This is a genomic window from Halopenitus persicus (assembly GCF_002355635.1).
Lineage (GTDB): Archaea > Halobacteriota > Halobacteria > Halobacteriales > Haloferacaceae > Halopenitus > Halopenitus persicus_A.
Map to the genome: position 1 here is coordinate 999,823 of NZ_AP017558.1, position 26,438 is coordinate 1,026,260.

General features: G+C 68.9%; 24 protein-coding genes. 12 read left to right on the forward strand and 12 right to left on the reverse strand.

The features are described from left to right. The first annotated feature begins 1 nt into the window (after position 1). From CPZ00_RS04815 to CPZ00_RS04830, 4 genes are all read left to right on the forward strand, one after another. Entirely contained in the window at positions 2-1,393 is a 1,392-nt protein-coding gene (locus CPZ00_RS04815; RefSeq protein WP_096389877.1) for an FAD-dependent oxidoreductase, read from the forward strand. Between the two features lie 130 nt (positions 1,394-1,523). Then, on the forward strand, positions 1,524-2,027 hold the full coding sequence (locus CPZ00_RS04820; protein ID WP_096389878.1) for a hypothetical protein: 504 nt from the start codon (positions 1,524-1,526) through the stop codon (positions 2,025-2,027). Positions 2,028-2,061: 34 nt separating this feature from the next. Further along, on the forward strand, positions 2,062-3,573 hold the full coding sequence (locus CPZ00_RS04825) for a UbiD family decarboxylase (protein WP_096389879.1): 1,512 nt from the start codon (positions 2,062-2,064) through the stop codon (positions 3,571-3,573). After that, positions 3,570-5,126 carry a UbiD family decarboxylase gene (locus tag CPZ00_RS04830; protein WP_096389880.1) on the forward strand — a complete coding sequence of 519 codons (1,557 nt, stop codon included), beginning with the start codon at positions 3,570-3,572 and terminating at the stop codon, positions 5,124-5,126. The genes CPZ00_RS04825 and CPZ00_RS04830 overlap by 4 nt, the downstream gene beginning before the upstream one ends. Positions 5,127-5,164: 38 nt before the next feature. On the opposite strand, the gene CPZ00_RS04835 is transcribed toward CPZ00_RS04830, so the two are convergent. Further along, the gene (locus CPZ00_RS04835) at positions 5,165-6,745 is read right to left on the reverse strand and encodes a zinc ribbon domain-containing protein (protein WP_096389881.1); all 1,581 of its coding nucleotides are present in this window, start codon (positions 6,743-6,745) and stop codon (positions 5,165-5,167) included. Continuing rightward, positions 6,742-7,914: a thiolase C-terminal domain-containing protein gene (locus CPZ00_RS04840; protein WP_096391601.1), complete on the reverse strand. Its 1,173-nt coding sequence runs from the start codon at positions 7,912-7,914 to the stop codon at positions 6,742-6,744. Before CPZ00_RS04840 ends, CPZ00_RS04835 begins: the two co-directional genes overlap by 4 nt. A gap of 151 nt (positions 7,915-8,065) precedes the next feature. Here CPZ00_RS04840 and CPZ00_RS04845 point away from each other — a divergent pair, with 151 nt between their 5' ends. Continuing rightward, positions 8,066-9,220: an acyl-CoA dehydrogenase family protein gene (locus CPZ00_RS04845; RefSeq protein ID WP_096389882.1), complete on the forward strand. Its 1,155-nt coding sequence runs from the start codon at positions 8,066-8,068 to the stop codon at positions 9,218-9,220. A 337-nt stretch (positions 9,221-9,557) separates the two neighbouring features. On the opposite strand, the gene CPZ00_RS04850 is transcribed toward CPZ00_RS04845, so the two are convergent. From CPZ00_RS04850 to CPZ00_RS04875, 6 genes are all read right to left on the reverse strand, one after another. Beyond that, positions 9,558-10,394 (reverse strand): enoyl-CoA hydratase/isomerase family protein, encoded by an 837-nt coding sequence (locus tag CPZ00_RS04850; protein ID WP_096389883.1) that lies wholly within the window; start codon positions 10,392-10,394, stop codon positions 9,558-9,560. A 181-nt stretch (positions 10,395-10,575) separates the two neighbouring features. Next, positions 10,576-10,851 carry a PaaD-like zinc ribbon domain-containing protein gene (locus tag CPZ00_RS04855; protein WP_096389884.1) on the reverse strand — a complete coding sequence of 92 codons (276 nt, stop codon included), beginning with the start codon at positions 10,849-10,851 and terminating at the stop codon, positions 10,576-10,578. Further along, complete coding sequence (locus CPZ00_RS04860; protein WP_096389885.1) at positions 10,851-11,615, reverse strand: Phenylacetic acid catabolic protein; 765 nt, start codon at positions 11,613-11,615, stop codon at positions 10,851-10,853. Before CPZ00_RS04860 ends, CPZ00_RS04855 begins: the two co-directional genes overlap by 1 nt. After that, positions 11,612-11,818 carry a phenylacetic acid degradation PaaB family protein gene (locus tag CPZ00_RS04865; RefSeq protein ID WP_096389886.1) on the reverse strand — a complete coding sequence of 69 codons (207 nt, stop codon included), beginning with the start codon at positions 11,816-11,818 and terminating at the stop codon, positions 11,612-11,614. Before CPZ00_RS04865 ends, CPZ00_RS04860 begins: the two co-directional genes overlap by 4 nt. A 36-nt stretch (positions 11,819-11,854) precedes the next feature. Continuing rightward, positions 11,855-12,265 (reverse strand): metal-sulfur cluster assembly factor, encoded by a 411-nt coding sequence (locus CPZ00_RS04870; protein ID WP_096389887.1) that lies wholly within the window; start codon positions 12,263-12,265, stop codon positions 11,855-11,857. Position 12,266: 1 nt separating this feature from the next. Further along, on the reverse strand, positions 12,267-13,187 hold the full coding sequence (locus CPZ00_RS04875; protein ID WP_096389888.1) for a 1,2-phenylacetyl-CoA epoxidase subunit PaaC: 921 nt from the start codon (positions 13,185-13,187) through the stop codon (positions 12,267-12,269). A 155-nt stretch (positions 13,188-13,342) separates the two neighbouring features. Between CPZ00_RS04875 and CPZ00_RS04880 the strand changes: the two genes are divergently transcribed. Both CPZ00_RS04880 and CPZ00_RS04885 read left to right on the forward strand, forming a co-directional pair. Further along, positions 13,343-13,840: a GNAT family N-acetyltransferase gene (locus CPZ00_RS04880; protein WP_096389889.1), complete on the forward strand. Its 498-nt coding sequence runs from the start codon at positions 13,343-13,345 to the stop codon at positions 13,838-13,840. A gap of 2 nt (positions 13,841-13,842) precedes the next feature. Continuing rightward, entirely contained in the window at positions 13,843-14,136 is a 294-nt protein-coding gene (locus CPZ00_RS04885; protein WP_021073349.1) for a 2Fe-2S iron-sulfur cluster-binding protein, read from the forward strand. An 847-nt stretch (positions 14,137-14,983) separates the two neighbouring features. Here the strand turns inward: CPZ00_RS04885 and CPZ00_RS04890 are convergent. Beyond that, positions 14,984-16,618, reverse strand: a complete 1,635-nt coding sequence (locus tag CPZ00_RS04890) for an acyl-CoA synthetase (RefSeq protein ID WP_096389890.1) — start codon at positions 16,616-16,618, stop codon at positions 14,984-14,986. Between the two features lie 272 nt (positions 16,619-16,890). On the opposite strand from CPZ00_RS04890, the gene CPZ00_RS04895 reads away from it, so the two are divergent. After that, complete coding sequence (locus CPZ00_RS04895) at positions 16,891-17,751, forward strand: enoyl-CoA hydratase/isomerase family protein (RefSeq protein ID WP_199243394.1); 861 nt, start codon at positions 16,891-16,893, stop codon at positions 17,749-17,751. Positions 17,752-17,876: 125 nt separating this feature from the next. Further along, positions 17,877-18,671, forward strand: coding sequence for an enoyl-CoA hydratase/isomerase family protein (locus CPZ00_RS04900; protein WP_096389891.1), 795 nt, complete (start codon positions 17,877-17,879; stop codon positions 18,669-18,671). 68 nt (positions 18,672-18,739) lie between these two features. On the opposite strand, the gene CPZ00_RS04905 is transcribed toward CPZ00_RS04900, so the two are convergent. From CPZ00_RS04905 to CPZ00_RS04915, 3 genes are all read right to left on the reverse strand, one after another. After that, positions 18,740-19,615 (reverse strand): enoyl-CoA hydratase/isomerase family protein, encoded by an 876-nt coding sequence (locus CPZ00_RS04905; RefSeq protein WP_096389892.1) that lies wholly within the window; start codon positions 19,613-19,615, stop codon positions 18,740-18,742. Beyond that, complete coding sequence (locus CPZ00_RS04910) at positions 19,612-20,493, reverse strand: 3-hydroxyacyl-CoA dehydrogenase family protein (protein ID WP_096389893.1); 882 nt, start codon at positions 20,491-20,493, stop codon at positions 19,612-19,614. Before CPZ00_RS04910 ends, CPZ00_RS04905 begins: the two co-directional genes overlap by 4 nt. 622 nt (positions 20,494-21,115) lie before the next feature. Beyond that, positions 21,116-22,375 (reverse strand): tRNA sulfurtransferase, encoded by a 1,260-nt coding sequence (locus CPZ00_RS04915; RefSeq protein WP_096389894.1) that lies wholly within the window; start codon positions 22,373-22,375, stop codon positions 21,116-21,118. A gap of 53 nt (positions 22,376-22,428) precedes the next feature. Between CPZ00_RS04915 and ggt the strand changes: the two genes are divergently transcribed. From ggt to CPZ00_RS04930, 3 genes are all read left to right on the forward strand, one after another. Further along, positions 22,429-24,030 (forward strand): gamma-glutamyltransferase, encoded by a 1,602-nt coding sequence (gene ggt / locus CPZ00_RS04920; RefSeq protein WP_096389895.1) that lies wholly within the window; start codon positions 22,429-22,431, stop codon positions 24,028-24,030. Between the two features lie 124 nt (positions 24,031-24,154). Beyond that, positions 24,155-25,075: an NAD-dependent epimerase/dehydratase family protein gene (locus CPZ00_RS04925; protein ID WP_096391603.1), complete on the forward strand. Its 921-nt coding sequence runs from the start codon at positions 24,155-24,157 to the stop codon at positions 25,073-25,075. A 107-nt stretch (positions 25,076-25,182) separates the two neighbouring features. After that, entirely contained in the window at positions 25,183-26,361 is a 1,179-nt protein-coding gene (locus CPZ00_RS04930; protein ID WP_096389896.1) for a M24 family metallopeptidase, read from the forward strand. Positions 26,362-26,438: the final 77 nt, after the last annotated feature.

Genomic DNA, 26,438 nt, shown 5'->3' on the forward strand with positions numbered 1-26,438 from the left:
CATGACGGATGAATACGACCTAGCCATCATCGGAGGAGGCATCAGCGGGGCGTCGCTACTGTACACGGTAGCGAAGTTCACGGACGTCGAGGACGTCGTGCTGATCGAGAAGGAACCGGAGATCGCGGCGATCAACTCCCATCACACGAACAACTCCCAGACGCTCCACTTCGGGGACATCGAGACGAACTACACCCTCGAGAAGGCCGAGGAGGTCAAGGAGGGCGCCGAGCTGCTGGCCGGCTACCTCGAGAACCACGACCCCGACCGGGAGATGCACAGCAAGCGCAGCAAAATGGTGCTGGCGGTCGGCGACGAGGAGGTCGAGAAGCTCGAGTCGCGGTACCACGAGGAGGGCTTCGGCGATCTGTATCCCAAGCTGCGGTCGATCGACCGCGAGGAGATCGCGGACCTCGAGCCGAAGGTCGTGGAGGGCCGCGATCCGGACACGGAGCTGCGCGCGCTCCAGACGCCGGACGGCTACGTCGTCGACTACGGCGCGGTCTCGAAGTCGTTCGTCGACCTGGCCGACGAGGAGGACGGCGTCGACGTCTACACCGGCACGACGGTCACCGACATCGACGACGACGGCGAGGGGTTCCGGATCACCACCGACAACGGCATCTTCGAGTCGGACGCCACGGTCGTCGCGGCCGGGTCCCACAGCCTCCAGATCGCCAAGGAGATGGGCTACGGGCAGAACATGTCGCTGCTGCCCGTCGCGGGGAGCTTCTTCCTCGCCGACGACCTGCTGAACGGGAAGGTCTACACCCTCCAGATGAAGAAGCTCCCGTTCGCCGCGGTTCACGGCGACGCGGACGTTCACGACGGAGACATCACGCGGTTCGGCCCGACGGCGAAGGTCGTGCCGACCCTCGAACGCGGCCGGATGTCGACCGTCGGCGACTTCCTCGACGTCTTCGGCTTCTCGCCCGACTCGTTCCTCAGCTACGCGAACATCCTCGCCGACCGGATCCTGCTGCCGTACGTCCTCCGGAACCTCGTCTACGACGTCCCCGAGGTCGGCAAGCGCGCCTTCCTCCCGAACGTCCGAAAGGTCGTTCCGACCGTCGAACTGTCCGACATCGACCGGGCGACGGGCTACGGCGGCGTCCGGCCGCAGATCGTCGACACCGAAGCGAAGGACCTCGACATGGGCGAGGCGAAGATCACCGGCGACGACGTCCTGTTCAACATCACGCCCTCGCCGGGCGCCTCGACCTGCCTGAAGAACGCGATGGCCGACGCCGAGCAGGTGCTGGCGTTCCTCGACGGGGACCACGAGTTCGACGTCGAGGCGTTCCGCGCGGAGACGATCGGCCAGTTCCCGCGGGCGGACGACGATGGCGACGACGCCGCCGCTGACGCCGCCGAGCCGCCGGCCGCCGACTGACGCGACGACGCGACGACGAACACGCCGATTCTCCAGACCCGATCCCTCCGTGACGGTCGTCACGTCCGCGCCACGACGGTGAGCGTCCAGCAAGGCTTTATTATCGTCCCCCCATACCACTCGGCAGACGATGCCCGGCACGTACGTGACCTCGGAAACGAACCTGCCCCCGGACCCGGAGGACGGAGAGATCCGGCTGCAGGTGACCGACCAACACACGAAGGAGATCTTCGACACGCGTGCCCGGGTCAGCCGCGATCCCGACTCGCTCGCGGATCCGGAACCGCTGACGGTGCTGAAGGGCCCCCACGAGAACGTCGAGGAGCGGTGGTACATCGACGTCATCGAGACCGACGTCGAGGAGCCCGACGTCGACGTCGACCTGCTCGAGTCGATCATGGACGAGACCGCCGCGGAGAACAACGTGATCAACACGCGGTCGCGCGAGGTGAAGGCGATCCTGCTGTACCTCGAACGGACCGGCGAGTTCGAGTCGGTCTCGGAGGCGAGCCGGCAGCTGATGCTCGATCACCTCGCCGAGGAGTATCCGGAGCTGCTGGAGGCGTACATCGACCGGAAGGTGGAACGGGACCGGGACGGCCTCCGGTCGGCGCTCACGGACGCCGGCGAATGACCCGACCCGAACGGCCGCTCGGCGGTGAGCGTCGATGACGATCGACAGCTTGCGGGAGTATCTCGCCGTCCTCGAGGCCCACGACGACCTGTCCCGGATCGATGAGGCGGTCTCCTGGAACCTCGAGGCCAGCGCGATCACGATGCTCGCGAACGAGCGGGACGCGCGGATCCCGCTGTTCGAACGCACCGAGGCCGCCAGGCTCGTCGGGGACCCCTATCGCGGGAGCGGAAGCCGTCCCTGGAACCGGATCGCGCTCGGGCTCGACCTCCCGAGGGACCTCTCGCGGTACGAGTTCTACGAGGCGGTGATCGACCGGCTCCAGGACCCGATCCCGCCGACGTCGGTCGAGGCCGCCGACGCGCCGGTCAAGGAGCGAACGGTGACCGGCGCGGACGTCGACCTGCTCCGGTTCCCGTGGCCGTACATCCACGCCGGCGACGGCGGTCGCTACTCGAACCTCCACACCCTCGTCGCCCCCGATCCCGACTCGGAGTGGGTCGACTGGTCGTACCACCGCGCGATGGTTCACGACGGCGGGACCGCGAGCGTGCTGTTGCTCGCGGGCGAGCAGACGCCGAACCTCTATTATTACAAGTACGAACGCCGCGGCGAGCCGATGCCCGTGGCGATCGTCGTGGGCGCCGAGCCGGCCGTCGAGTACACCTCGGTGATGTGGATCCCGACCGACCGGAGCGAGGCCGAGTTCGCCGGCGGGCTCAAGGGCGAGCCGATCGAGCTCGTCGAGTGCGAGACGAACGACCTGCGGGTCCCCGCGAACGCGGAGCTGGTCATCGAGGGGGAGATCCTCCCGGACGCCCGACGCGACGAGGGGCCGTTCGGCGACTACTTCGGGTACATGCACGGCCCGCGGCGGTCGATGCCGGTCCTAGAGGTGTCGGCGATCACCCACCGCGAGGACCCGATCATCCCCTTCTGCGTCGAGGGGTCCGGCGTCGGCTACGCCGAGAACTCCACGAGCTCGATGGAGGCCGGCTGCGTCGGCCCCGACGCGACGCTCGGCCTCCGAACCGCCGGCTTCGACGTCGAGTGCTGCGTGCCCTGGACCTCGACGCCGCGAACGGTCTACGTGATCGCCACCGACCGCAGCGAGCCGGGCTACCTCCACGAGCTCGCGAACTTCATCTTCACCACCTGGGGGATGTTACACGTCGACTTCTTCGTCTTCGTCGACGCCGACGTCGAGCCCACGGACTCCCGTGCGGTCGTGGAGGCGCTGGCGCTGCACGCGGACCCGGACGCGGACTTCCACCAGTTCGGCGTCGAGACGATGCCGAAGGTGCCGCTCAACATCTACCAGACGCCCAGCGAGAAGGGCGACATTCAGACCGGCACCTCGAAGGCGAAGACGGCGAAGACCTACATCGACGCGACCCGGTCGGAGCCGGCGCCGGACCGCTCCCCCGAACTGGAACGGCGCGCACGCGAAACGCTCCGGGCGGCCGGAGTCGAACTCGACGTCGAGGACGCGCTGTTGGGCGGCCGACCGCCCCGCGAGGAGCCGACGGGAGGCTGGCGCCGATGAGCGGGTTCGGGCTTCGATCCCACCTGGATCGGCTGCGCGAACGCGGGGACCTCGTCGCGATCGACGACCGCGTCCACTGGGACGAGGAGGCGGCCGCGATCGCCACGGTCGCCGCACGGGAGGGCGCCCCCGCCCTGGCGTTCGAGCAAACGCCCGGACACGTCCGGTTCGTCGCCGGCGCGTTCGGCGGTCCCGACCAGCTCGCCGCCCACGACCGGGAGCCGTGGGACCGGATCGGGGACGCGCTGACCGCGGGCGAGGACCTCGCGACCGTACCGCCGACCCACGAGTACGGCGACCTGCTCGAGCTGTTGGCCGGCGAGCGGACCGAGCCGGCGACGGCGGCCGACGGCGAGCCCGCAGCGACCCCGGACCCGACGCTCGATCTGCACACCCTCGGGCTGCCGACCCTCTCGGCGAACACGCGCCCGATCGTCTCGCTGGGGATTCTCGCGGTCGATCTCGGCCCGGAATACGGAACCACATGGGTCCCGGTTCGCGGCGGCGTCCGGGGCAGCTCGCGGCTCCGGCTCGTGGTCCCGCGCGCGTTTCGTGAGCGGCTCGCAGCCGCGACGGAGGACGCCGGGAGCGGTGGCGGCGGAGTGAAAAACGGGAGGGAACGCGGCGGGATCGACGGCGGACCGCCGACGGATCCGCCGGCGGTCAGCCTGCTGCTCGGCGTCTCCGCACCGGCGTTGGTCGCGGCGCTCCAGGGGTGGATCGGCGACCGCGTGCGGACGGACGTCCCCGAACTCGCCGCCGGAATCGCCCCGACGGCGACCGCCCGGGTTGACGGCCGGCTCGTCCCGCGCGACGCCGAGGTCAGGATCGACGGAACCCTCCGGATGGAGGCGCCGGGTGGCAGGGAGCCGACGGTCACCGGTTCGACGCCGGATCCGGCGAGCACGACGACCACGACGGAGGAGCGGCGTGCGGCCTGGGAGGCGGCCTGCGAGACGGCGACCGTCGTGTTGGGGGTCGACCGGATCGCGACCCGGGAGGACCCGGTCGTGGCCGTCTCGCCGCTGGGCGCCCCGCTGTCGGACGACACCCAGCTCGTGAGCCTCGTCGAGGCCGCACGGCTCTACCGGCGCGTCAACGGGTACTGGGGCGTCTCCCCGGTTCGGTGGGTCAGGCTCCCGCCGGAGGGCGGGCTCGGGATGTGTCTGGTCGCCAGCGAGATCCTCTATGCCGGCTTCGAGTGGCAGCTCGCCAACACGCTGTTCTCGTTCTCGCGGCTCTTCGACAAGGTCCTGATCGTCGACGAGGGATCCGACCCGACCGACCTCGCGAAGGCGCTCGACGACATGTGGGTGAAGGCGCACCCGGCCAACGACTGGGCGTTCAGCGAGCCGCACGCCCCGAGCGCGACCGCCACGCGCTACCGGCGCGACGGCGAGACCGGCTCGCGGCTCCACATCGCCGCCACGTGGGACCCGCGCTGGGACGAGGAGTACATCGCGCCGCGGGTCACCTTCGAACAGTCATTTCCGGAGAACGTCCGCGAGTCGGTGGCGGAGCGCTGGGACGAGTTCGACCTCGAGCGGGAGTGATCGCGACATCCGACCCGGCCGCCGAGGGCGAACCGCCCTCACTCGGCGTCCGCCTCGGGAACGAACTTCACGCCGTACCGCGGGACGCCCTCCTGTTCGTAGATCCGCCGGACCGTCGCCGTGACGGCGTCGCCCACCTCGACGGCGGTCGGGTCGGCGTCGGTCAGCTGTCCGGGCAGGGTGATCTCGTCGTCGCCCTCCCCGAGGTCGACGATCGCGACCCCGTAGGCGCCGTCGCGCTGCTGGTGGCCGGCGAACTCCGGCGGCGCGCCGCCCTGGCCGATGACCGTCACGGCACGGACGGTTCCGGTCCGGGGTGCCTCGAACTCCTCGAAGGTGACGCGCTCGTGACACTCCCGACAGGCGCCGGTCGGCGGGAACGTGACGCCGCCGCACTCCGGGCAGCGTCCGGCGACGAGCCGGTAGCGCTGGTCGAGCGAGCCCTGCCAGTTCGGCAGGCTCACGTGGGCGCCGCCGCCCGCGACCTCGCCGTCGACGATCGTGCCGCGCTTGCGGAGATACTCGTCGTAGGTGATCGACTCGCCGGCGTCCAGTTCCTCGACGCCGGCGACGGACACCGTCCCGCGGCAGGCCATCGAGACCGCGGTGCCGCCGCCGAAGACGGCCGCGACGCTCCGACGGTCGCCGTCCGGATCGGCACCGTCCGCCTCGCCGTTCGCGTCGGCGACTGCGGCGAGCAGTCCGATCGGAACCGTCGCGGCGCCCGCGTCGCCGATCCGGTCGGCGACCGTTCCGGCCTGGACCGCCTCGGGATCGAACGGCAGATCGCCGGTCGCACGGTACGGGAGACTCCCGTTCGGCTGGTGGACCGCGGCGGCATCGACCGCCTCGAGTCCCGGCCCGGCGAGGGGACCGCCGTCGTCGGCGAGCGCCTCCGTCGCGGCCGTGATCGACTCGCGGATCGCGGTTCGCTGGTAGGTCGTGATGTCGAGGGTGTCGACCGTCTCGGCGCCGCGCTCGCGGTGGCGGATCCCCGGATACTCCTCGACGTGCCAGGCCGGCTCGCCGACGGAGACCGCGGGATCGCTCGACAACACGAACGCGGCCGCGCCGGCGCCCATCGGGTGGTCGGTCTCGGCCGGATCACCCGCCGGGCAGTCGGCGACGACGACCAGCGCAGTCCTCGAGGCGGCCGCTTCCAGCCCGCGTGCGAGCGCCTCGCCGCCGGCGGCGGTCGAGCCGCCGAGGGTCGCGGTCGCCACGTCCGTCGGCAGCCCGAGCGCGCGAACGAGCCGCGGCGTGAACTCGCCCTCCTCCATCGGGGGCGTGGTCGTCGCGGTCACCACGAGGTCGACGCGGTCGGGGTCGACCGTATCGGAGCTCGCCGCGCCGCCGCCGGTCGTCCCGTCGGCGTCACCGGCAAGCACGCGATCGGCGGCGGCGACCGCCATCGTCAGCGCGTCCTCGTCCGCGCCGGCGACGGCCTTTCGCTCGACGCCGGGTGCGTGGCTCGTCCCCCACGCCTCGGCGATCGCCTCGCTCGAGAGGCGGTACTCGGGCAATCGGATCGCGGCGGTCTCGATGCCGACCGCGTCGACGTCCGGCGCGGACCCGCCGTCGGCCGCGAGGTCGTTCGCGACGTCACGGTCGGCGCTCATGCGTCCACCTCCGTGCGCTCGAAGACGTGAACCGTCACGCCGCCGCCGCTGCCGCCGACGTTGTGGGTGAGCCCGTAGGTCGGGTCGTCGACCTGCACGTGGGCCTCCCCGCGGAGCTGGGAGAACGCCTCCACGACCTGGCCGGTGCCGGTGGCGCCGATCGGGTGGCCCTTCGATTTGAGGCCGCCGCTGGTGTTCGTCGGCAGCTCGCCGTCGGGGTCGACGACGCCCTCACGGAGCAGTCGGCCGGCCTCGCCGCGCTCGCAGAAGCCGAGGTCGTCGTACGCCAGCAGCTCCGCGATCGCGAAGCAGTCGTGGACCTCGGCGAAATCGAGGTCGTCGGGAGCGACGCCGGCCTCGGCGTAGGCCTGCTCGCCGGCCTGCACGCTCGCGGGGATGCTCGTGAGCGACTCGCGCTGGAAGAGCCCCACGCGCCCGCTGGCCGCGCCGGCGCCGGCGACTTTGACCGCCGGGCCGTCGAACTCGGCGGCGACCTCCTCGCTCGCCAACAGGGCTGCGCTGGCGCCGTCGGTGGTCGGACAGCAGTGATAGAGGTTGAGCGGGTCGGCCACGCCCGGCGCGGAGCGCGCGTCCTCCAGCGAACACTCGAACCCGAGGTGCGCCTTTGGGTTCTTCGCACCGTTGCCGTGGTTCTTCACCGCGACCCGCGAGAGGTCGTCGACGGTCGCGTCGTACGCGTCGAGATAGGCGCTGGCCATCTGGGCGTAGACGCCGGCGAAGGTCGTCCCGCTCGTGCGTTCCCACTCGGTCTCGCCGCTGACGCCGAGCCACCACTTGGTCTGGTCGGCGCTCGTGTCGGTCATCACCTCATAGCCGCCCGCCAGCGCGACGTCCGCGGTCCCGGCCCGCACGGCAGTCAGCGCCGAGCGGAACGAGTAGCCGCTGGCGGCACACGCGTTCTCGACGCGGGTCGTCGGGACGCCGTGCAGTCCCAGGTGTTCAGTGACCGCCGGGCTGCTCAGGCCGATCTGTCGCCCGCCGACGCCGAGCGTTCCCAGGAACGCCTCGTCGATCCGGTCCGGATCCAGCTCGCCGCCCACGCTCTCGAGCGCGTTCTCGTAGGCCGTCTCGAACAGCGACAGGTAGGTCTCGTCGGGGAACGAGCCGAACGGCGACTGGCCAGCCCCGATGACGTACACATCCCTCATGGTCGCCAGTGGGAGGTCGTCCCACATAAATCGTCCCCTCCGGACTCGGGAACGAACGGGAGCGGTCAACCGCCTCGATCGCGCATGAACGGGGATGCGTGCGTCGGCAAACCTCGGGGCACTTATTAGGACGTGTGCCGCTATCACGCCTATGAGCCTCATCGAGAGCGCGCTCTCCGAGGAGCATCGGGAGTTCCGTGACCGGGCGGACGACTTCGCCACCGAGGTGGTCGCCCCACGGGCCGAGGCGATCGAGGAGACCGACGAGTTCCCCCGCGACGTCCTCGCGGAGGCCGGCGACCGTGGGCTACTCGGCGTGCTGCTGCCCGAGGAATACGGCGGCGAGGGGTCGGACTTCCTCTCGTACTGTCTCGTGATCGAACGGATCGCGCAGGCGAGCGGCGCGGTCGCCGAGAGCATCCAGGGCCACACCTTCGCGGCGCTGCCGATCGCCCGGCACGGCACGGACGCCCAGAAGGAGGCGTATCTCGAGCCGATGGCCCGCGGCGAGTCGATCGGCGCGATGCTGCTCACCGAGCCCGACGCGGGCAGCTCACCGACGGAGCTTGCAACCGTCGCCGAGGAGACCGACGACGGCTACGCGATCACCGGCGAGAAGGCCTTCGGGACGAACGCCGGCGTCGCCGACGTCCACCTCGTCGTCGCGCGCAAGCGCCCGGCGCCCGACGAGGGCCACGGCGTGAGCGTCTTCCTCGTTCCGAGCCCCGAGGAGGCGCCGGGATTCACCTTCGACCGCGTGGAGTTCATGGGGATGCGCGGGCACGTCACCGGCGACTCCGCCTTCGATGACGTGGCGGTCCCCGCGGACGCGCTGCTCGGCGAGGTCGGGCAGGGCTTCCGGATCGCGATGGGGACGATCGACATGGCGCGGACCGGCCTCGGCGCGATCGCGACCGGCATCGCGACGGCGGCCTTCGAGGAGGCGGTCGACTACGCCGGCGCCCGCGAGCAGGGCGGCAACCCGGTCGGCCAGTATCAGGCCGTCCAGGTGCTCGTCGCCGAAATGGACGCGAAGCTCGACGGGGCGCGCCACCTCGTCTACGACTCGGCCCACGACATCGCCGCCGGCGAGGGCGACACCCGCGCCTCGAGCAAGGCGAAGTACGTCGCCAGCGACGTCGTCGAGTACGTCACCCGCAACGCGATCCAGATCCACGGCGGGAAGGGGTACCGGACGGACTACCCCCTCGAGCGCTACTTCCGCGACGCGAAGATCCTCAGCCTCATCGGCGGAACGACCGAGATCCAGAAGACGACGGTCGCCGAGCACGCGCTCGACTTATAAGTCGGCGATCGGCTGAAACGTCGACGATGGGTTGAGACGCCGACGATCGGTCGTCCGCCGTCACGTCCTCAACCGCCACGTCCTCAACCGCCACCTCCTCGTCCGTCACCTCCGCCACCTCCCTCGACCGAATCGACACGGTCGCTCCCGACGGAAAGCGACCGCCCCGAACGGAAAGCGACCGCCCCGAACGGAAAGCGACCGCCCCGAACGGAAAGCGACCGCCCCGAACGGAAAGCGACCGCCCCGAACGGGCGGGGCGCTGGCGAAGGCGTCGTCGACGGAAAAGGGGAGACCCGAAAGGGGACCGCGCGTCGTGCTGCGGCGTCCGCGGTCGTTACTCGGCGTCGCCGGGTTCCTTCTCGCCCTTCTCGACCGCGAGGAAGTCGGGGTCACGCTTGCCGAGGTAGGCGTCGACGCCCTCCTTGGCGATGTCGGAGCCGAGCAGGCGGTTCTGCAGCTCGCGCTCGTGGGCCAGCGCGTCCGACAGCGGGAGCTCGAGCCCCTCGTTGACGGCGAGCTTGTTGTTGCCGACCGCGAGGTTCGGCTTCTGGACGATCTGGTCGGCGAACTCGCGGGCCGCGTCCTCGACCTCCTCCGGCGAGTGGATCTCGTCGAAGATGCCGCGCTCGGTCGCCTCCTCGGGGGTCAGCGTCTCGCCCGTGATCATCATCTTCAGGGCGGTCGAACGGTCGATGTACCGCGGCAGGAGCTGCGTGCCGGCCTCGCCGGCGATGAGACCCAGGTGGACCTCCGGCATCCCGACGCTGTAGTCGTCGTCGTCGCCGACGTAGCGGAAGTCACACGCGAGCGCGAGCTCGAGGCCGCCGCCCATACAGTGGCCGTTGACCATCGCGATGAAGATCGTGTCCGTGGTGCGGATCTTCATGATGACCTCCTTGCTGGTCTGGCTCGCGTAGCCGATCTGCTGGCCGGACTTCTCCTGGAGGACGCCGATGTCGAAGCCGGTCGAGAAGATGTCCTCGTTCGCGCTGCCGAACAGTACCACGCGGACGTCGTCGTCGAACCGGATCACTTCGACGGCGCGCTGGAGCTCCAGCAGGACGTCGATGTGGTGCGCGTTCGCCGGCGGGCGGTTCAGTCGGAGGTAGCCGACGTGGTCGTCCAGGTTCGTCTCGAAGTACTCGAGGTCGAGCTCGGTGAACGATTGCATGTATCCGTAGGATCGGAACCAGTATATAAATAGCTTCTCATACCGAACGGCGATGATATCGCCGAAGCAGGGGCTCTCGCCGCGCTCTACGTCGGTTTCGTGTCAGAGGTGCGCCCCGCAGCGGCGATCGCCGCCGATCCCGGACGGGGACCGGCCGCGATCCGTGGACACGGGAGAGCCCTCAGCTCGTGTCGGGCCGCTTCCCGTCGTACTTGATCCGCTCGAAGACGGTGTGACAGCCGTTGCAGTAGTACTGCGACTTCGAGATCTCGCTGCCGAACTGGGACTCCTGCTCCACGTCCGTCGACTCGCAGAACGGACACCGGACCGTCGGCTCGTCGTCGCCGCGGTCGGTCCCGTCGGCGGCGTCGGGATCCGCGTCCTCGGCGTCGGGATCCGCGTCCTCGACGTCGGGGTCCACGTCCCCGCCGGTCCGGCCCTCGGATGCCACCGTCATCAGTCCATCACGTACAGTTCGTTGCTGTCGCCGCGGATCTGGACGAGATCGGCTTCGGGGATCGATCCGCCGTTCACGCGGCGGCGGGTCTCGTTCCACGCCTCGAGGTCGGGGGCCGAGCGGTCCACGTTCTCGAGCGAGACGGGGGTTCCCTCGAAGAGGTCCTCGAAGTGACGGAGGTAGGACTCGCGGATCTCGGCGACGGGACGGTCGGTGAAGCCGGCCGCGTACAGCGGGTCCGACTCGGCGTCGTGTTCGGCGGGGCCGATGAACGCGAGCGCCTGCGGCAGCGTCTCCTCGAGCGTCGACTGGATGACCTCGGCCTCCTTCTCGGCGAGGCTCTCGAGGCGGGCGTCGTGGTACTCCAGGTGGAAGTACTCGTCCTCGCCCATCTTCGTCACCATCCCGCCGAAGTCCTCGTGGTCGATCGCATCGAGCAGGTACCACGCGGCGCGGTCGGCGGTGGCCATCGTCGCGAGGTATGCGGGCCACTCGCCCTCGATCGAATCGAGGCTGGCGACGTTGTTGACCGCCTCGGGATCGCGGTGTCCGTCGAGCCAGTCCGAGTCGCGTCCCTGGTCCTCGAGGAGCCGGAAGAGCTGTCGGACGTGTCCGACCTCCTCCTGGGCGGCGCTGGCGCCGCCGATGTCGTCCTCGAGCGAGGGACCGGTCAGGGACCACTGCGCGTAGCGGTGTCCCAGGACGAGCTTCGTGTCCGTGATCGCCTGGACGTAGTCCACGGCGGCGTCGGGCCACTCGCTCATGCCGGCGAGAGCACCTCCTGATCGACGTCGACCTCGTGAACGTCCTCCCGGCGGACGACCGCGAGGAAGTCCCAATCCTCCTCGTCGAAGGTGTTGTGCGCGTACAGCTTCGCGAGCCGATCGCTGTCCGCCTGTACGTTTCCGATGTGGAGCGTCTCATCGCCCTGGTTGATCCGGGCGAAGACTTCGTAATGTCGTGTCATCGTTGTCTGCTGTTTCGGTGTGTCTCGGTGGCTGTGTTACAGGCTGATGCCCGATTCGTTCATCTTCCGGCGGACGTCCGCCGTCAGCATCTCCTTCGACCAGACGGGCTCCCAGACGACGTCCACGTCGACCGAGTCCACCCGGTCGTACACGAGCAGGCAGCTCTCGATGTCGTTGTGGATCATGTCGTAGGCGGGACAGCCCATACAGGGGAAGGTCATCTCGACGTCGACGTGGCCGTCCGCGTAGTCGACGTCGTAGATCATCCCCATCTCGACGAGGCTCACCGGGATGTGCGGGTCCGGGATCTCGTCGACGACGTCCCAGACCTCCGCCTCGAAGCCCGTCGCGTCCCGGCGGCGACGTTCGATGAAGTCGCTGGAGGTCGCGGGAGCCGTGGAGTCGTCCGGCGTCGAGTCGTCCGGCGTCGGGGTGCTACAGGACATCTTACACCTGCACTTCGACGGTCTTCGACTGGATCAGGTCGACGTACTTCTCGTTGGCCGGGCCGCGACCGCGCCAGCGGTCGATGACGTCGTCCCAGGAGATCGGCTCGTCGAAGCGCCACTCCTTGTTCTCCTCGTCGAAGGCGACCGGGAACTCGTAATCGAGGACGTACTCGTCGGCCTCGTCGTCGTAGTGGGCCGGAACGTCGAGTTCGAGCTCGTTCATCAGCGGCATCGCGCGCTCGAGCCAGTCCTCGCGCAGCTCGTCGTTCGTCTTGCCCTTGATGCGGTACTCGAGCTGCTCGTCGTGTTTCTTCTTGTCGTCCGGCAGGCCGAACCACTCGATCGCCATCGGGAACATCCAGTCGATGGCGTCCTGGAGCTTCGCGCGCGTCTTGTCGCTTTTGTTGGCGAGCCGGCGCATCCAGGTCTCGCCGTGGCGCAGGTGGAACTGCTCCTCCTTGTTCACCTTCGTGAGCGCGCGCTTCCAGGGCGCGTAGGAGGTGTTCTCGTGAACGTCGCTGAGGAGGACGATCCCCGCGCGGTCGAACATCCCGTGCGCGCTGACGAGCTCCGCGAAGTTGTCGATGTGCTGGTCGAACCCGTACGTGTTCCGGAACTCGTGCGGTTCCCGCTCGTAGATGAGGTCGTGGCGGTCCTCGCCGAGGTCCTCGAGGAGTCGATAGGCGATGTGGCCGTGGCCGAGCTCGTCCTGGATGACGCTGATACAGGACGCGCGGGCGTCCATCGACGGCGCGTTGAGCGACTGCTCGTAGTAGGCGGGCGCGCTCATCAACTCGGTGTCGCCCGAGACGGTGAGGATCTGCTTGAGCGCCTTCTCGTAGCCCTCAGTCATCTCGTCGCGCGACTCGATCATCTTCCCGTTCTGTACTTGCTCTTTGAGTTTCGCTTCCGTGGGCATAGCTGACTCGCTATGAATGCGTTAGCCACCGAGGGTTATAATCCTTTTCTGTATACGAACGGCGTAACTGACCGCCCGAACGCGGCGGTCTCGGACGGGCGAGCCGACCGTCGCGGAGGGCGACTTTTTTAATCCTCGGCGTCATTCGGGCTCGTATGACCTACGAGGTTCGACACGCCGAGTCCGACGATGGCGAAGAACTCCTCGAGCTCTGGCACGGATTCACCGAACACCTCTCGAAGTACGACGAGCGCTACCGGCACAAGGAAAGCGCCAACGATCGGTGGCTGAAGTACTTCGAGAACCAGCTGCTCAACTCCAAATACGGCACCGTCGTGGTCGCCGAAGACGCCGACTCCGGCGACCTCGTCGGAGTTCTCGAAGCGCGCGTGCGGGGCAATCACCCGATCTTCCGCCTGAAGAATCACGGCTACATCAACGGACACTACGTTATGGAGGACCACCGCAACGAGGGACTCGGCCGACGGATGGTCGACGTCGCCCACGAGTGGTTCGCGGAGGATCCCCGCGAGGTTGACTTCTACCGCGTCGACGTGATGCACGGCGACGAGGACTCCGCCGAGTTCTACCGCAATCAGGGCTTCGAGCCGGTCGAACACGTCTACGAACGGCGCGTCGACGAGGACGCCTAAGCATGGTCGAGACCCACACCGTCGAGTTCGTCGACCTCGACCGGACGATCGAGGTCGCGGAGAACGAACCGATCCTGGAGGCCGCCGAGGCCGCCGGGATCGACATGCCCTACCAGTGCCGGATGGGCGTCTGTGGCGTCTGTTCGGCCAAGCTCGCCGGCGACAGCGACCCGAGCGACGTCGATCAGACCGAGGGAATGTTCCTCTCCGACTCCGAGAAGGAGGAGGGATACGTGTTGACATGTATCGCGAAGCCGCGTGCCGACCTCAAGCTCGAGACGGACCGCGGTCCCTGAACGGAAATCGACGCACGGCGGTCGGTGGACCGCCTAACAGACGCCCGACGTGGGCCGCCGATCCGTCGATGTCGATGCGGTCGACCGTCGGTTCTCAGTCACCGTCCCGCCCGAAAGCGGGGCTTGTCGATGGACACCCGTTCCGACCGATCCTCCTGGCAGACGAGTAGCCGCCAGTTACGTTCAGCCTCGCTGGCCGTGGGGCGAGGTGACGTGTCGCCCGTCCGTGCGGGGCAACGGCCTTCGTGCGAGGCAACGGCCTCCGTGCGGGGCAACGGCCTCCGAACGGAGGATCCGAAGCCGACGTTCTTCGCCGTCGCAAAGTCGCTTAGCGACTTTGCTGCCCGTCGGATGTCATCCGACGACCGCGTTGGAGCCAGCTCCGCCGCGATCCACACCATCCGAGTTCCACTGCCGGTTCGCGGAGCACCGAGGCACCGCGTGTTCCCGACCACCGACGTGTGTCCGTCGTTGGTGTATACGTATATCGTATACACCACCCGATCGATCGGGATAGTTCGTCGCCCATCCGTTCGTGTCCCCGGTTCGATCGGGGCGGTCCCCGCGTGACCAGCCTACCTTACAACCGTATAGTTGTGATAATAGGGGCCGGCGTCGCTGAGGGACGGACGATCCGGCGGCCGTTTCCGTATACGCTCTCGTATACGGTTTCGTATACGCATAGCGGGAGCGACGTCCCCACACGTACCTCGTGACGGCGGATGGGGGAAGTCGCACGAAAAACGCGCCGGTGGACGCCGGATCGACGGCCGATCCGACCGCGTTCGGACGGCGTATTTCGAGGGATTACTGCAGTCGAACGGAAGTTACTGCACGACGCACGAAGTTATTGACGCTCGCGTTCGCGAAGCTCGGTCCGGCGGATCTTGCCCGTCTCGGTCCGCGGGAGGGACTCGACGAACTCGACCGCGCGAGGGTACTTGTATGGGGCGAGCGTGTCCTTGACGTGGTTCTGGATCGTCTCGACGAGCGCGTCGTCGCCCGTGACGTCCTCTGCGGTGACGACGAACGCCTTCACGATCTCGCCGCGCTCCTCGTGCGGGCTGCCCACGACGGCGACCTCCGCGACCTCCGCGACCTCCTCGACGACGGCCTCGACCTCCGGGCCGGGGATGTTGTATCCGCTGGAGACGATGAGGTCGTCGTTGCGGGACTTGTACTCGAAACGGCCGTCCTCGCGCTGGACGAAGATGTCGCCCGGCAGCGACCAGCCGTCCTCGACGGCGTCCTCCTGTTTTTCCGGTCGATTCCAGTACTCGACGCCGGTCGGGCCGCGAACGGCCAGCAGTCCGGCCTCGCCGCGTTCACACTCCTCGCCCGTGTCCGGGTCGATGATCTTCGCCTCGTAGCCGGGGACCGCGAACCCGGTCGCGCTCGGGTCGATCTCCTCGTCGTGCCGGTGGCTGATGAAGATGTGGAGCATCTCCGTGGTGCCGATCCCGTCGAGGAGCTTGATGCCGTACTCCTCCTTGACGTTCTCGAAGGTGGTCGGCGTGAGCGGCTCGCCGGCGCTGAGCCCGAGCCGGAGCGAGGAGAGGTCGTACTCCTCGGTGGCGTCCGGGTGCTGGGAGAGCATCTGGTTGTAGCCGGTCGGGATCGAACACATCACGGTGATGCCGTGATCCTCGGTGGCCTCGAGGAGGTCCTCCGGCGAGGCGTTCTCGACGAGGCTCACGCTCGCGCCGAAGCGGAGCGGGAACGTGACCAGGTCCCCGTAGCCGTACGCGAACGGCAGGGGCGGGTTGCCGCCGAAGACGTCGTCGGCGGTCGGCTCGATGCAGTAGCGTGCGTACCCGTCCGCCGTCGCGAGGACGTGCCGGTGGGTGTGGATCGCACCCTTCGGCCGACCGGTCGTGCCGCTCGTGTACAGCATCAGAGCCAGGTCGTCGCGCTCGGTGGGGTACGCCTCGAGTTCGGGGCTGGCGTCCGCGAGGAGCTCGTCGTAGTCGTGATGGTCGTGTTCGACGCCGTTGCGCTGGGCCACGATCACGTCCTCGACGGTGTCGAGGTCGGGCAGCGCGTTATTGACCTCCTCGAGTAGGTCGTCGTAGACGACGACCGTCGACGCCTCGGCGTTGTCGATGATGTACCGCAGTTCCTTGGCGCGCAGTAGCTTCATCGACGGGAGCGCGACCGCGCCGATCTTCTGGACCGCCAGACAGGTGACGATGGCTTCGGGACGGTTCGGGAACCGGGCGACGACGCGGTCGCCGGCCTCGACGCCGAGGTCGGACAGCGCGTTCCCCATCCGGTTGACACGCTCCTGCAGCTCGGCGTAGGTGATCTCCTCGTCCTCGAAGTGGATCGCCACGGCGTCGCCGTGACCGTTGCGCACGTGGACGTCGACGAGCTGTTCGGCGGCGTTGATCTCCTGCGTGTAGTGGAGTTCCGGGAGCGGGTGGATGTAATCCGGTCGGTCCGACTCGTCCGGAAGGTACTCCTGTGGTACTGATGGCTGCATCTACCCTATCTCATGATAGTTCGTCGCGTTATACTTGTTGGTTTTCCCCAGCCATATTTGCCGCCTCATCCGGCAACCATTGCTCCCGTTTCGGGCGGCGCGGGGCAACCCACGTCGAGGCGGTCACACCTCCTCGCGATCGGCGGAAGGTATAAACGCCTCAACGGACCACCGGTCGATATGGACGTCGTATCGCGACCGCCGAGCGCGTCGAGTGGAGTCGAACCGCCGGTCCCCGTCGGTCGATCCCGGGGATGCGGACGACGGCGATGATGGCCGAGTTCGATACCGAGCGCGTGCACGAGGAAGTCCGCATCGAGCGCCTCGCCGGGCGTGACGGCAGGAGCGGCCGGAACACGGAGCGCGACGGGGACCGCCGCGGTCGCGTCGCCAGGCTGGTGATGGAGCGAGGCGACCGCCGGCTGAACGTGTTCCGGCCGCCCAAGCTCGAGGCGATGGCCGCGGCGGTCGAGGCGCTGGCCGACGAGGTCGACTGCCTGGTAGTGTACGGCGAGGGTGAGTTCTCCGCGGGCGCGGACCTGGAGTTCATCCGCGAGGCGCCGGCGGAGATGCGGCCGGTCACGATCGACACCATCGCGGCGGCCTCGAGCCGGTACATCCGCGCCGTTCGGGAGTTTCCCGGACCGGTGATCTCCGCCGTGACCGGGGTCGCGGCCGGCGGCGGGCTCGGCTTCATGCTCGCGTCGGACCTCAACTACCTCCACGAGTCGGCGACGCTGGACACCGCCTTCGCTCGGATCGGCCTGACGCCGGACAACGCCATCTCCTTCTTCCTCGTCAAGACGGTCGGCCCGTACAAGGCCCGCGAGCTGCTGTTCGATCCCGAACCGATCGACGCAGCGGAGGCGGTCGACCTCGGCTTCGCGAACGCGGCCTACGGCGGCTCGGCCGAGGCGTTCCTCGAGACCGTCACCGACCGCGCGCGCGAGCTCGCGGCCGGCCCGACCGACGTTCACGCCGAGACGAAGACGCTCGTCGACGCCTCCTACGAGGGTCGGCTGAGCCAGCATCTCGAGCAGGAACGCACCGCGATCAAGCGGATGAGCGGGACCGACACCTTCGACGAGGGGCTCGACGCGTTCCTCGAGGGCCGCGACCCCGAGTGGGACTGAACCGCGTTGGGGACTGAACCGCGTTGGCTCGAGCCGGTTGCCTGCGCACGCAACGGCTACCCCGTACGCGCCGGCGCGCAGGATCGATCGATACAAGTCGACGTCCGTCGAGCGACCACCTATCGATGACCGACCAGACGCCGACCTTCGACACGCTCGATGTCACCGTTTCCGAGGACGGAATCGCGACCGTCAGACTGGCAAACGACCCGGTGAACGCGATCAGCCAGCCGATGCGCCACGAACTGGCCGACGCGCTCGACGTCCTCCGGGAGGACCGGGTCCGCGTCGTCGTCTTCGCGGGCACCCCGAAGGTGTTCTCGGTGGGTGCCGACGTCGGGCTCTTCGAGGAGGCTCAGGAGTGGACCACCGCCGAGTTCCGGCGCAACTCCCGCGTCCTCGGCCGCGTCTTCGACGGGCTCGAGACGATCGAAAAGCCCGTGATCGCCGCGATCGAGGGCACCTGCGTCGGCGGCGGCCTCGAGCTCGCGCTCGCGTGCGACGTCCGGATCGTCGCCCCCGACGCGACGCTCGGGTTCCCGGAACACAACATCGGCCTCATCCCCGGGCTCGGCGGCTGCTCCCGCTTCGTCCAGCTCGTCGGTCCCGGCGTCGCCAAGGACCTGATCTTCTCCGGCGAGCTGATCGACGGCGCGGAGGCGGCCGACGTCGGCCTGGTCGAACGCGTGGAGGACGACCCCGCCGCCGCCGCCGCGGCCTACGCCGAGGACCTGCTTGAGGGGCCGCCGCAGGCGCTCGGGCTGGCCAAGCGGGCGGTCAACACGGCGCGCGACACTGACACCCGGACCGCCGGGTTCGTCGAGTCGCTCGCCCAGAGCACGCTGTTGAAGACGGCGGACCACGAGGAGGGCGTCGCGGCGTTCCGTGAGGATCGGGATCCGGAGTTCACCGGGGAGTGACTGCCCGGAGTTCACCGGGGAGTGACTGCCCGGAGTTCACCGGGGTGTGACCGCCTCAGCGTCCCCGGTTAGGCGTCGTTCCACTCGGGGTCGCGGTCCTCGAAGAACGCCGCGATCCCCTCGTCCTTGTCGGCGGTGGCGAACAGCTGGCTGAACAGCTCGGCCTCGTATTCGATGCCGTCCTCGAGCCCGAGTTGCCCGCTCGCCCGGACCGCGTCCTTGGCGAACTCGAGCGCCACGAGGCTCTTGTCGGCCATCATTCCCGCCAGCTCGGCGACTCGCTCGTCGAGCTCGTCGGGCTCGTACACCTCGTCGACGAGGCCGATCTCGGCCGCCTCCGCGGCGTCGATCAGCTCGCCGGAGAGGATCAACCGCAATGCCTGCCCGGTGCCGACGATCCGGGGGAGCCGCTGCGTGCCGCCGCCGCCGGGGATGATACCCAGGTTGATCTCGGGCTGGCCGAGCTTCGCGCGCGTGGAGGCGATCCGAACGTCACACGCCTGCGCGAGCTCGCAGCCACCGCCCAGCGCGTGGCCGTTGATCCGGGCGATCACGGGCTTCGAGAGCTCCGCGACGCGCTCGTAGATCCGGGGGCGCTCGCTGACCTCGCGCTGGTCGATCGCGTCCCGGTCGCGGAACTCGCCCACGTCCGCGCCCGCGACGAACGCCTTCCCCTCGGGGTCGCCGGTCACCACGACGACCCGGACCGAATCGTCGTCGTCGACCGCCGCGAGGACGCTCGAGAACTCCTCGCGGACCGTCGCATCGAGCGCGTTCCGCGCGTCCGGTCGCGAGATCGTGATCGTCGCGACACCCTCGGCGAGGTCGTCGACCGCCACGTCGACGGTGTCACAGTCGGCTGCGGCTTCGATGACATCGGCATCGTCGGTCGCGGCGGTCGCATCCGCGGCGGACGCGTCCGCGTCGGCGTCGTTTCCAGTCATCGGTCGTCGTCCCCGCTGACGCCGACGACCTCGCCGTCCTCCCAGACGTAGAAGCCCTCGCCGGACTTCTTCCCGAGCTTGCCCGCGCGGACCTTGCGTTTGAGGGTCTGTGGCGGCTTGAACCGTTCGCCGAGCTCCTCGCGGAGGTACTCGAGGATGTCGAGGCGGACGTCGAGTCCGACCACGTCGGTCAGCTCGAGGGGGCCCATCGGGTGGTTGTAGCCGAGCTCCATCGCCTGGTCGATGTCCTCGGCGGAGGCGACGCCCTCCTCGAGCATCCGGATCGCCTCGACGCCGAGCGCGACCCCGAGTCGTGAGGAGGCGAACCCCGCGGTATCGGTGACCGTCACCGGCTCCTTGTCGATCTCCTCGACGAGATCGGTCGCCGCGGCGAGCGTCCCCTCGCTCGTCTGTTCGGCGACGATGATCTCCACGAGCCCCATAATGTGGACGGGATTGAAGAAGTGGAGCCCGACCGCGCGCTCGGGGCGCTCCAGGGCGTCGGCGATCGCCGTCATCGACAGCGAGGAGGTGTTGCTGGCGATGATCGCGTCGTCGGCGACGTGTTCCTCCACGTCCGCGAAGGTGTCGCGTTTGAGGTCGAGGTCCTCGGGGACGGCCTCGATCACGAACGACGCGTCCGCGACCGCGTCCGCGAGGTCGGTCGTCGTGTCGATACGGTCGAGGGCCGCGTCCGCCTCGGCCTGCGTCAGCTTGTCGCGCTCGACGCCGCCCTGCAGGTTCTTCTCGATCGCGTCGACCCCGTCATCGAGGATCCCCGTCTCGATGTCGCGGATCGTGACGTCGTGGCCCGCCATCGCGGTCACCTGTGCGATACCGTGTCCCATCGTGCCGGCTCCGAGTACGGTAACGTTCATCAGTCATAGCTTGCCGAACGGACTCATTAAGATTGTCATACCGAGCAACGGCGAGCGTCGTCGAAGCCGAAATTTCCCCGGTATATAAATGATGAATTCTATACACGTCTACGAAATATACTAATTCAGATACTTGCGAAGAGGGCGTAAATAGCACACATTTGAGAGGTTTCACTAACGACGACGTGAGTTATAAATGGTTGTTGGATACACATACGATCCATAAACCGTACGTAGACGCATCATTGACCGTTTATACGACGCGTTAGTTCCGGGAGACGCATTTTACGGATGGCGGATCCGACACTGATCGCGCAGTGATATGAGTTAACTCGGGGGAACTACCAGTCATTTTTAAATGATCGGTGTCAGGAACGTCTCGCGTAACGGGCGACTTCAGACGATGGGACAACGACGTCCCGGGGACGAGCGGGACGCGTGTTCACGCAGCGGGCAGGTGGGTTTCGGAGACGGCCGAATCGGCCGCCATATCAGGACTGCCCACTCGCATCGAGTGTGGGGAGATGTAAAGTGGACGCGGGGGATTCCCCGTCGACCGGAAGCGACGGTGTTTTTATATAGAGCGTCGTGGACGTTCGAAGGATCGACCCCTCACGCCGTGCTACAACGGGACGCGCTCGGCTCCGTCGGCCGCCTCGCGGGCGGCGTCGCGCAGCCAGTCGGGTTCGATGTCGGCGATCTGCTCGCGGCCGGCCCGCGTCTCGACCCGGTCGGGCGCGAACCGGTCGCAGCCGACCGTGATGTCGGCGGTGTCGCGGGTGCCGATCCGCTCGGCCCGCTCGACGATCGTCGGCTTGTCGAGCGTGAGCAGCGGCCGGTGGATCGGAAAGTCGGTGACGGAGTCGAGCACGGAGAGGTTCTGTGTGGTCTGGCTCGACTTCTGGCCGATCACCTCCCCCGTGACGACTCCGGTGGCGCCGCGGTCCGCCGAGATATCCGCGGCGACCCGGTACATGAACCGGCGGAAGACGAGCATCCGACCCTGCTCGAGCGTCCCTGCGAGCCGCCGACAGACATCGCCGGCGTCGACGACGTGGATCGCGTCGAGATGGTTCGGGGCGTACTCCGCCAGGGTTCGAGCCGCCTCCTCGGCCCGGGCGCGGTGGTCCGGACCGCCGAAATCGCCCAGGTCGAGATAGACCGGCGTGACCGGCGCGCCGCGCCGCATCACCTCGAAGGCGGCCACCGGCGAGTCGATCCCGCCCGAAAGCAGGGCGATCAGGGGCCGCTGGCTCCCCAGCGGGAGCCCGCCCGGCCCCGGATGCTTCTCGACGAAGACGAACGCCTCCTCGTCGGCGACGTCGGCGCGGAACGTCACGTCCGGGTCCTCCAGGTCCACGGTCGGGTCCCGGTCCGTGACCGCCTCGAAGACCGCGCTGCCCCCCTCGCGCTCGAGGTCCTCGCTCGTGAACGGATGGTCGCCGACGCGGTTGACCCGGACCGCGAAGCTTCCGCCGTCGAACCGGTCGGCCGCGACGGTCGCCAGCGCGTCCGTGACCGCCGTCGCCGTGGGAGCGACGGTCACCGCCGGGCTCGCGGAGACCACGCCCGGCGCGTCGGTCGCGGCGTCGACGGCGGCGGCGACGGTCCCCGGATCCGGATGGTCGTCCGGCGACGACGCCGCGTCGGAACCGGCCCCGGACCCCGTCGGCTCCAGAATCGGCCGGTTTCGGCGGTGTCGAACCGACGCGTCGATCCCGCGGTCGGCGAGGAGCGCGCGCAGGTTCCGGCCGAGCTGCGACTGCATCTCGTACCGGACGCGCTCGCTCTTGGTGCCGATGGCGCCGACGCGGACGAGGACGGCGTCGGCTCCCGGCGGCACGCGGGCGGCGCCGATCGGCGGAGCGGGACCGGTCGTCATCGACGATGCTAGACGAGGGGTGGATATATGGGCGGCGGAATCGAGCGTCGACTATGGATCCGAACCTGGACCGGTTCACGTCCCGACGCTCGACGGTGTACGGGCAGCGTGGCGTGGTCGCCACGAGCCAGCCGCTGGCCGCGCAGGCCGGCATCGAGACCCTCCGCGACGGAGGCAACGCCTTCGACGCGGCCGTCGCGACCGCGGCGGCGCTGAACGTGGTCGAGCCGACCTCGACCGGCCTCGGCGGCGACGTCTTCGCGCTCTACCGCACCGCCGACGACGAGGTGGGCGCGATGCGCGCCTGCGGCGGCGCGCCGGCCGACGCGACGATCGAGGCGGTCCGCGACCGACTCGGCCCCGACGCCGACGGGATGCCGTTTCGGGGTCCACACACGGTGACCGTCCCCGGAACCGCCCGGGGCTGGGAGGCGACCGCGCGGGAGCTGGGTCGCAAGCCGCTCGACGAGCTGCTCCAGCCCGCGATCCGCTACGCGACCGAGGGGTTCCCCGTCTCCGAGGTCGTCGCCTCCCAGTGGGAACACGGCGAGGAGGTCTTCGAGACCGACCACGCGCGCGCTGCGTTCCTCTTCGGGGACGCCGCCCCGAAGGCCGGCCAGTTCGTCACGCTGCCGAAGCTCGGCGAGTCGCTCCGCCGGGTCGCCGAGGACGGCGCCGACGTCGTCTACGAGGGCGGGATCGCCGAGGCGATCGCGACCGCGGTGCAGGAGCAGGGCGGGTTCCTGACCGTCGAGGACCTCGCCGACTTCTCGGTCGAGTGGCCCGACCCTGTTTCGACGACCTACAACGGGGCGACGGTCCACGAACTGCCGCCGAACAACCAGGGGCTCATCGCGCTCGAGGCGCTGAACGTCGCCGCCGAGCTCGACGCCGGCGAGTGCGCGTACGGCTCGGTCGACCGGGTCCACCGGCTCGCGGAGGCGATGAAGGTCGCGTTCCACGACGGCCATCGGTACATCACCGATCCCGACTACGAGGACCACCCGCCGCTCGGATCGACGGAGTGGGCCCGACGGCGCGCCCAGGAGGTCGGCCCGCGTGCGAATCACGACGTCTCCTTCGGGGTCCCGAACGCGAACGCGGAGGACGCCGACACCGTCCTGTTGACCGTCGCAGACGACGAGGGGAACGTCGTCTCCTACATCAACTCCCGGTTCGCTGGCTTCGGATCGGGGCTCGTGGCCGGCGAGACGGGGATCGCCCTGCAGAACCGCGGCGCCTCGTTCTCGCTCGACCCCGACCACCCGAACGCGCTCGAGCCGGAGAAGCGCCCCTTCCACACCCTCATTCCGGGGATCGCGCGGCTCGGCGATGCCGACTGGGCGGCTTTCGGCGTGATGGGTGGCTACATGCAGCCCCAGGGCCACCTCCAGGTGATCACGAACGTCGTCGACTACGGAATGCCGATCCAGCGCGCGCTCGACGAGCCGCGCTGGCGATACCGGGAGTCGGGGGAACTCGCGCTCGAACCGCAGTTCGACGACGAGCTCGCCGCCGGACTCGTCCGGCGGGGCCACCGGGTTCGAACCCTCACCGCGAGCGAGTTCGGCGGGGCACAGCTCGTCCGGAACGACGACGGCGTGCTCTCGGGGGCGACCGACCCGCGAAAGGACGGCAACGCGCAGGGATACTGACCGTCGTCCCCGAGCGCCGCAAGCGATCGTCGCCGGCCGAACCCGGTGGACGACCGATCGATCCCGTCACGTTTTGGACGCCGGCCGCGAGAGTGCCGGCATGAACGTCAACGAGAGTCCCGAAATGAACGTCATCGTCACCGGCGGCCGCGGGACCTCCGGTCGCTGGATCGTCGACGCGCTCACGGCCGACCACGACGTCACGTGTCTGGACCGCGAGCTCCCGGCGAACGGCGGCCATCCGGACGTGGAGTACCGGGCGCTCGACCTCACGGACGCGGGCGGGACCTTCGACGCGATCACCGCGATCGACCCCGACGCGGTGGTGCATTGGGCCGCGATCCCGGTCGCCGGAACCCATCCCGGCGTCGACCTCTACCGGAACAACACGCTGGCGGCCCACAACGTGCTCACGGCCGCCGGACGCGTCGGCGCGGACGTCGTCCAGGCGTCCTCGGACGGCGCCTACGGCTTCTTCTTCGCCGCCGAGACGCCGGTTCCGGACGAGCTCCCGATCACGGAGAACCACGCGCTGCGTCCGGAGGACCCCTACGGGCTCTCGAAGGTCGTGGGCGAGGAGATCGCCGAGACGGTCGCGCGCCGCGACGGCGTCTCGATCGCCTCGATCCGGCCCTCCTGGATCCAGGAGCCGGGATCGTACCCCTGCCGGGATCCGGACTACGTCACGGACCGGTCCGCCGGCGCCGGCAACTACTGGTCGTACGTGGACGTCCGGGACGTGGCCGACCTCGTCGTCGCCGCGCTCGCGGGCGTCACCGCGCCGGCGGGTGATGACGGGGCAACCGACGTCGAAACCGCGATCGAGGGCCACGAGGCGTTCAACTGCGTCGGCCCCGACAACGCGCTGGGGGAACCGCTTCGGGACCTGATGCGGGATCACTACGGCCGGCTGCCCGAGGACTGCTCGGTCGAGGGGGACGCGTCGGCCTACTCGACGGCCAAGGCGGAGCGGCTGCTCGGCTGGGAACCGACCCGGCCCTGGCGCGACGCCGCGGACGAGCCGGTCGAGCCGCCCGCGGTCTGATCGACGTCGCGTAACCGAGGCTACAGCTTCGTATACGGAATCCGTTCCCGACATACACGAAAAATTTTTACTTCGTTGCGCCGACCCTTCAGTAGAGACTCGTTGTCATGTCACGAAACCTCTTCACCGAATCGGAGTACGAACGGCGCGTCGAACGCACGAGGGAACGCCTGCGCGAGGAAGGGCTCGACGCGATCGTGGTCGCCGACCCGGCGAACATGAACTACCTCGCCGGCTACGACGGCTGGTCCTTCTACGTTCATCAGGCCGTGATCGTCACCCGGGAGCGCGACGAGCCGGTGTGGGTCGGCCGGGACATGGACGGCAACGGCGCCCGCGCGACCACGTGGCTCTCCGAGGAGAGCATCCGGGCGTACAGCGACGACCACGTCCACTCGCCGTACGACCTTCATCCGATGGACTACGTCGCGGGCGTCCTGGAGGACCTCGGGGTCGCGGACGGCCGGATCGGCCTGGAGATGGACGCCTCCTACTTCACCGCGAAGTCGTACACGCGGCTACAGTCGAACCTCCCCGACGCCGACTTCGAGGACGCCACGCTGCTGGTCGGGTGGATCCGCATTAAGAAGTCCGAGCAGGAGCTCGAATACATGCGCGAGGCCGCCCGCATCTCGGAGGAGGCGATGCTGGCCGGCCTGGACGCGATCGATGCCGGCGTCCCCGAGTACGAGGCCGCCGCGGCGATCTACGAGCGCCTGATCCGCGGAACGGACGAATACGGCGGCGACTACCCCTCGATCGTGCCGCTGATGCCCTCCGGCGACCACACCGGCACGCCCCATCTCACCTGGACCGACCGGCCGTTCAGCGACGACGAGCTCGTGCTCATCGAGCTGTCGGGCTGCCGGCACCGGTACCACTCGCCGCTGGCGCGGACCGCCTACGTCGGCGACCCGCCCGCGGAAGTGCGGGAGACGGCCGAGGTCGTCATCGAGGGGATCGAGGCCGCCCTCGACGCCGTCGAGCCCGGCGTCACCTGCGAGGCCGTCGAGAAGGCCTGGCGGGAGACGATCGCCCAGTACGGCCTCGAGAAGGAGGACCGGATCGGCTACTCGATGGGGCTCGGCTACCCGCCGGACTGGGGCGAGCACACCGCCAGCATCCGACCCGGCGACGAGACCGTCCTCGAGGAGGACATGACGTTCCACATGATCCCGGGCATCTGGGAGGACGACTTCGGCGTCGAGCTGTCGGAGACGTTCCACGTGACGGCCACCGGCGCCGAGCCCCTCGCCGACTTCCCGCGCGAGCTGTTCACGATCTAGCGGCGGTCGTCGGATCGCCAAAGCCAGTCGATCGCGAGTGACGATCGAAACACGGTTCCACGCGGCCCGCCAACGTT

What these genes read in the sequence shown, in the direction of transcription:
- CPZ00_RS04815 (WP_096389877.1), top strand. Translation starts at nt 2, where the DNA reads ATGACGGATGAATACGACCTAGCCATCATCGGAGGAGGCATCAGCGGG.
- CPZ00_RS04820 (WP_096389878.1), top strand. Translation starts at nt 1,524, where the DNA reads ATGCCCGGCACGTACGTGACCTCGGAAACGAACCTGCCCCCGGACCCG.
- CPZ00_RS04825 (WP_096389879.1), top strand. Translation starts at nt 2,062, where the DNA reads ATGACGATCGACAGCTTGCGGGAGTATCTCGCCGTCCTCGAGGCCCAC.
- CPZ00_RS04830 (WP_096389880.1), top strand. Translation starts at nt 3,570, where the DNA reads ATGAGCGGGTTCGGGCTTCGATCCCACCTGGATCGGCTGCGCGAACGC.
- CPZ00_RS04835 (WP_096389881.1), bottom strand. Translation starts at nt 6,745, where the DNA reads ATGAGCGCCGACCGTGACGTCGCGAACGACCTCGCGGCCGACGGCGGG.
- CPZ00_RS04840 (WP_096391601.1), bottom strand. Translation starts at nt 7,914, where the DNA reads ATGAGGGATGTGTACGTCATCGGGGCTGGCCAGTCGCCGTTCGGCTCG.
- CPZ00_RS04845 (WP_096389882.1), top strand. Translation starts at nt 8,066, where the DNA reads ATGAGCCTCATCGAGAGCGCGCTCTCCGAGGAGCATCGGGAGTTCCGT.
- CPZ00_RS04850 (WP_096389883.1), bottom strand. Translation starts at nt 10,394, where the DNA reads ATGCAATCGTTCACCGAGCTCGACCTCGAGTACTTCGAGACGAACCTG.
- CPZ00_RS04855 (WP_096389884.1), bottom strand. Translation starts at nt 10,851, where the DNA reads ATGACGGTGGCATCCGAGGGCCGGACCGGCGGGGACGTGGACCCCGAC.
- CPZ00_RS04860 (WP_096389885.1), bottom strand. Translation starts at nt 11,615, where the DNA reads ATGAGCGAGTGGCCCGACGCCGCCGTGGACTACGTCCAGGCGATCACG.
- CPZ00_RS04865 (WP_096389886.1), bottom strand. Translation starts at nt 11,818, where the DNA reads ATGACACGACATTACGAAGTCTTCGCCCGGATCAACCAGGGCGATGAG.
- CPZ00_RS04870 (WP_096389887.1), bottom strand. Translation starts at nt 12,265, where the DNA reads ATGTCCTGTAGCACCCCGACGCCGGACGACTCGACGCCGGACGACTCC.
- CPZ00_RS04875 (WP_096389888.1), bottom strand. Translation starts at nt 13,187, where the DNA reads ATGCCCACGGAAGCGAAACTCAAAGAGCAAGTACAGAACGGGAAGATG.
- CPZ00_RS04880 (WP_096389889.1), top strand. Translation starts at nt 13,343, where the DNA reads ATGACCTACGAGGTTCGACACGCCGAGTCCGACGATGGCGAAGAACTC.
- CPZ00_RS04885 (WP_021073349.1), top strand. Translation starts at nt 13,843, where the DNA reads ATGGTCGAGACCCACACCGTCGAGTTCGTCGACCTCGACCGGACGATC.
- CPZ00_RS04890 (WP_096389890.1), bottom strand. Translation starts at nt 16,618, where the DNA reads ATGCAGCCATCAGTACCACAGGAGTACCTTCCGGACGAGTCGGACCGA.
- CPZ00_RS04895 (WP_199243394.1), top strand. Translation starts at nt 16,891, where the DNA reads ATGGCCGAGTTCGATACCGAGCGCGTGCACGAGGAAGTCCGCATCGAG.
- CPZ00_RS04900 (WP_096389891.1), top strand. Translation starts at nt 17,877, where the DNA reads ATGACCGACCAGACGCCGACCTTCGACACGCTCGATGTCACCGTTTCC.
- CPZ00_RS04905 (WP_096389892.1), bottom strand. Translation starts at nt 19,615, where the DNA reads ATGACTGGAAACGACGCCGACGCGGACGCGTCCGCCGCGGATGCGACC.
- CPZ00_RS04910 (WP_096389893.1), bottom strand. Translation starts at nt 20,493, where the DNA reads ATGAACGTTACCGTACTCGGAGCCGGCACGATGGGACACGGTATCGCA.
- CPZ00_RS04915 (WP_096389894.1), bottom strand. Translation starts at nt 22,375, where the DNA reads ATGACGACCGGTCCCGCTCCGCCGATCGGCGCCGCCCGCGTGCCGCCG.
- ggt (WP_096389895.1), top strand. Translation starts at nt 22,429, where the DNA reads ATGGATCCGAACCTGGACCGGTTCACGTCCCGACGCTCGACGGTGTAC.
- CPZ00_RS04925 (WP_096391603.1), top strand. Translation starts at nt 24,155, where the DNA reads ATGAACGTCATCGTCACCGGCGGCCGCGGGACCTCCGGTCGCTGGATC.
- CPZ00_RS04930 (WP_096389896.1), top strand. Translation starts at nt 25,183, where the DNA reads ATGTCACGAAACCTCTTCACCGAATCGGAGTACGAACGGCGCGTCGAA.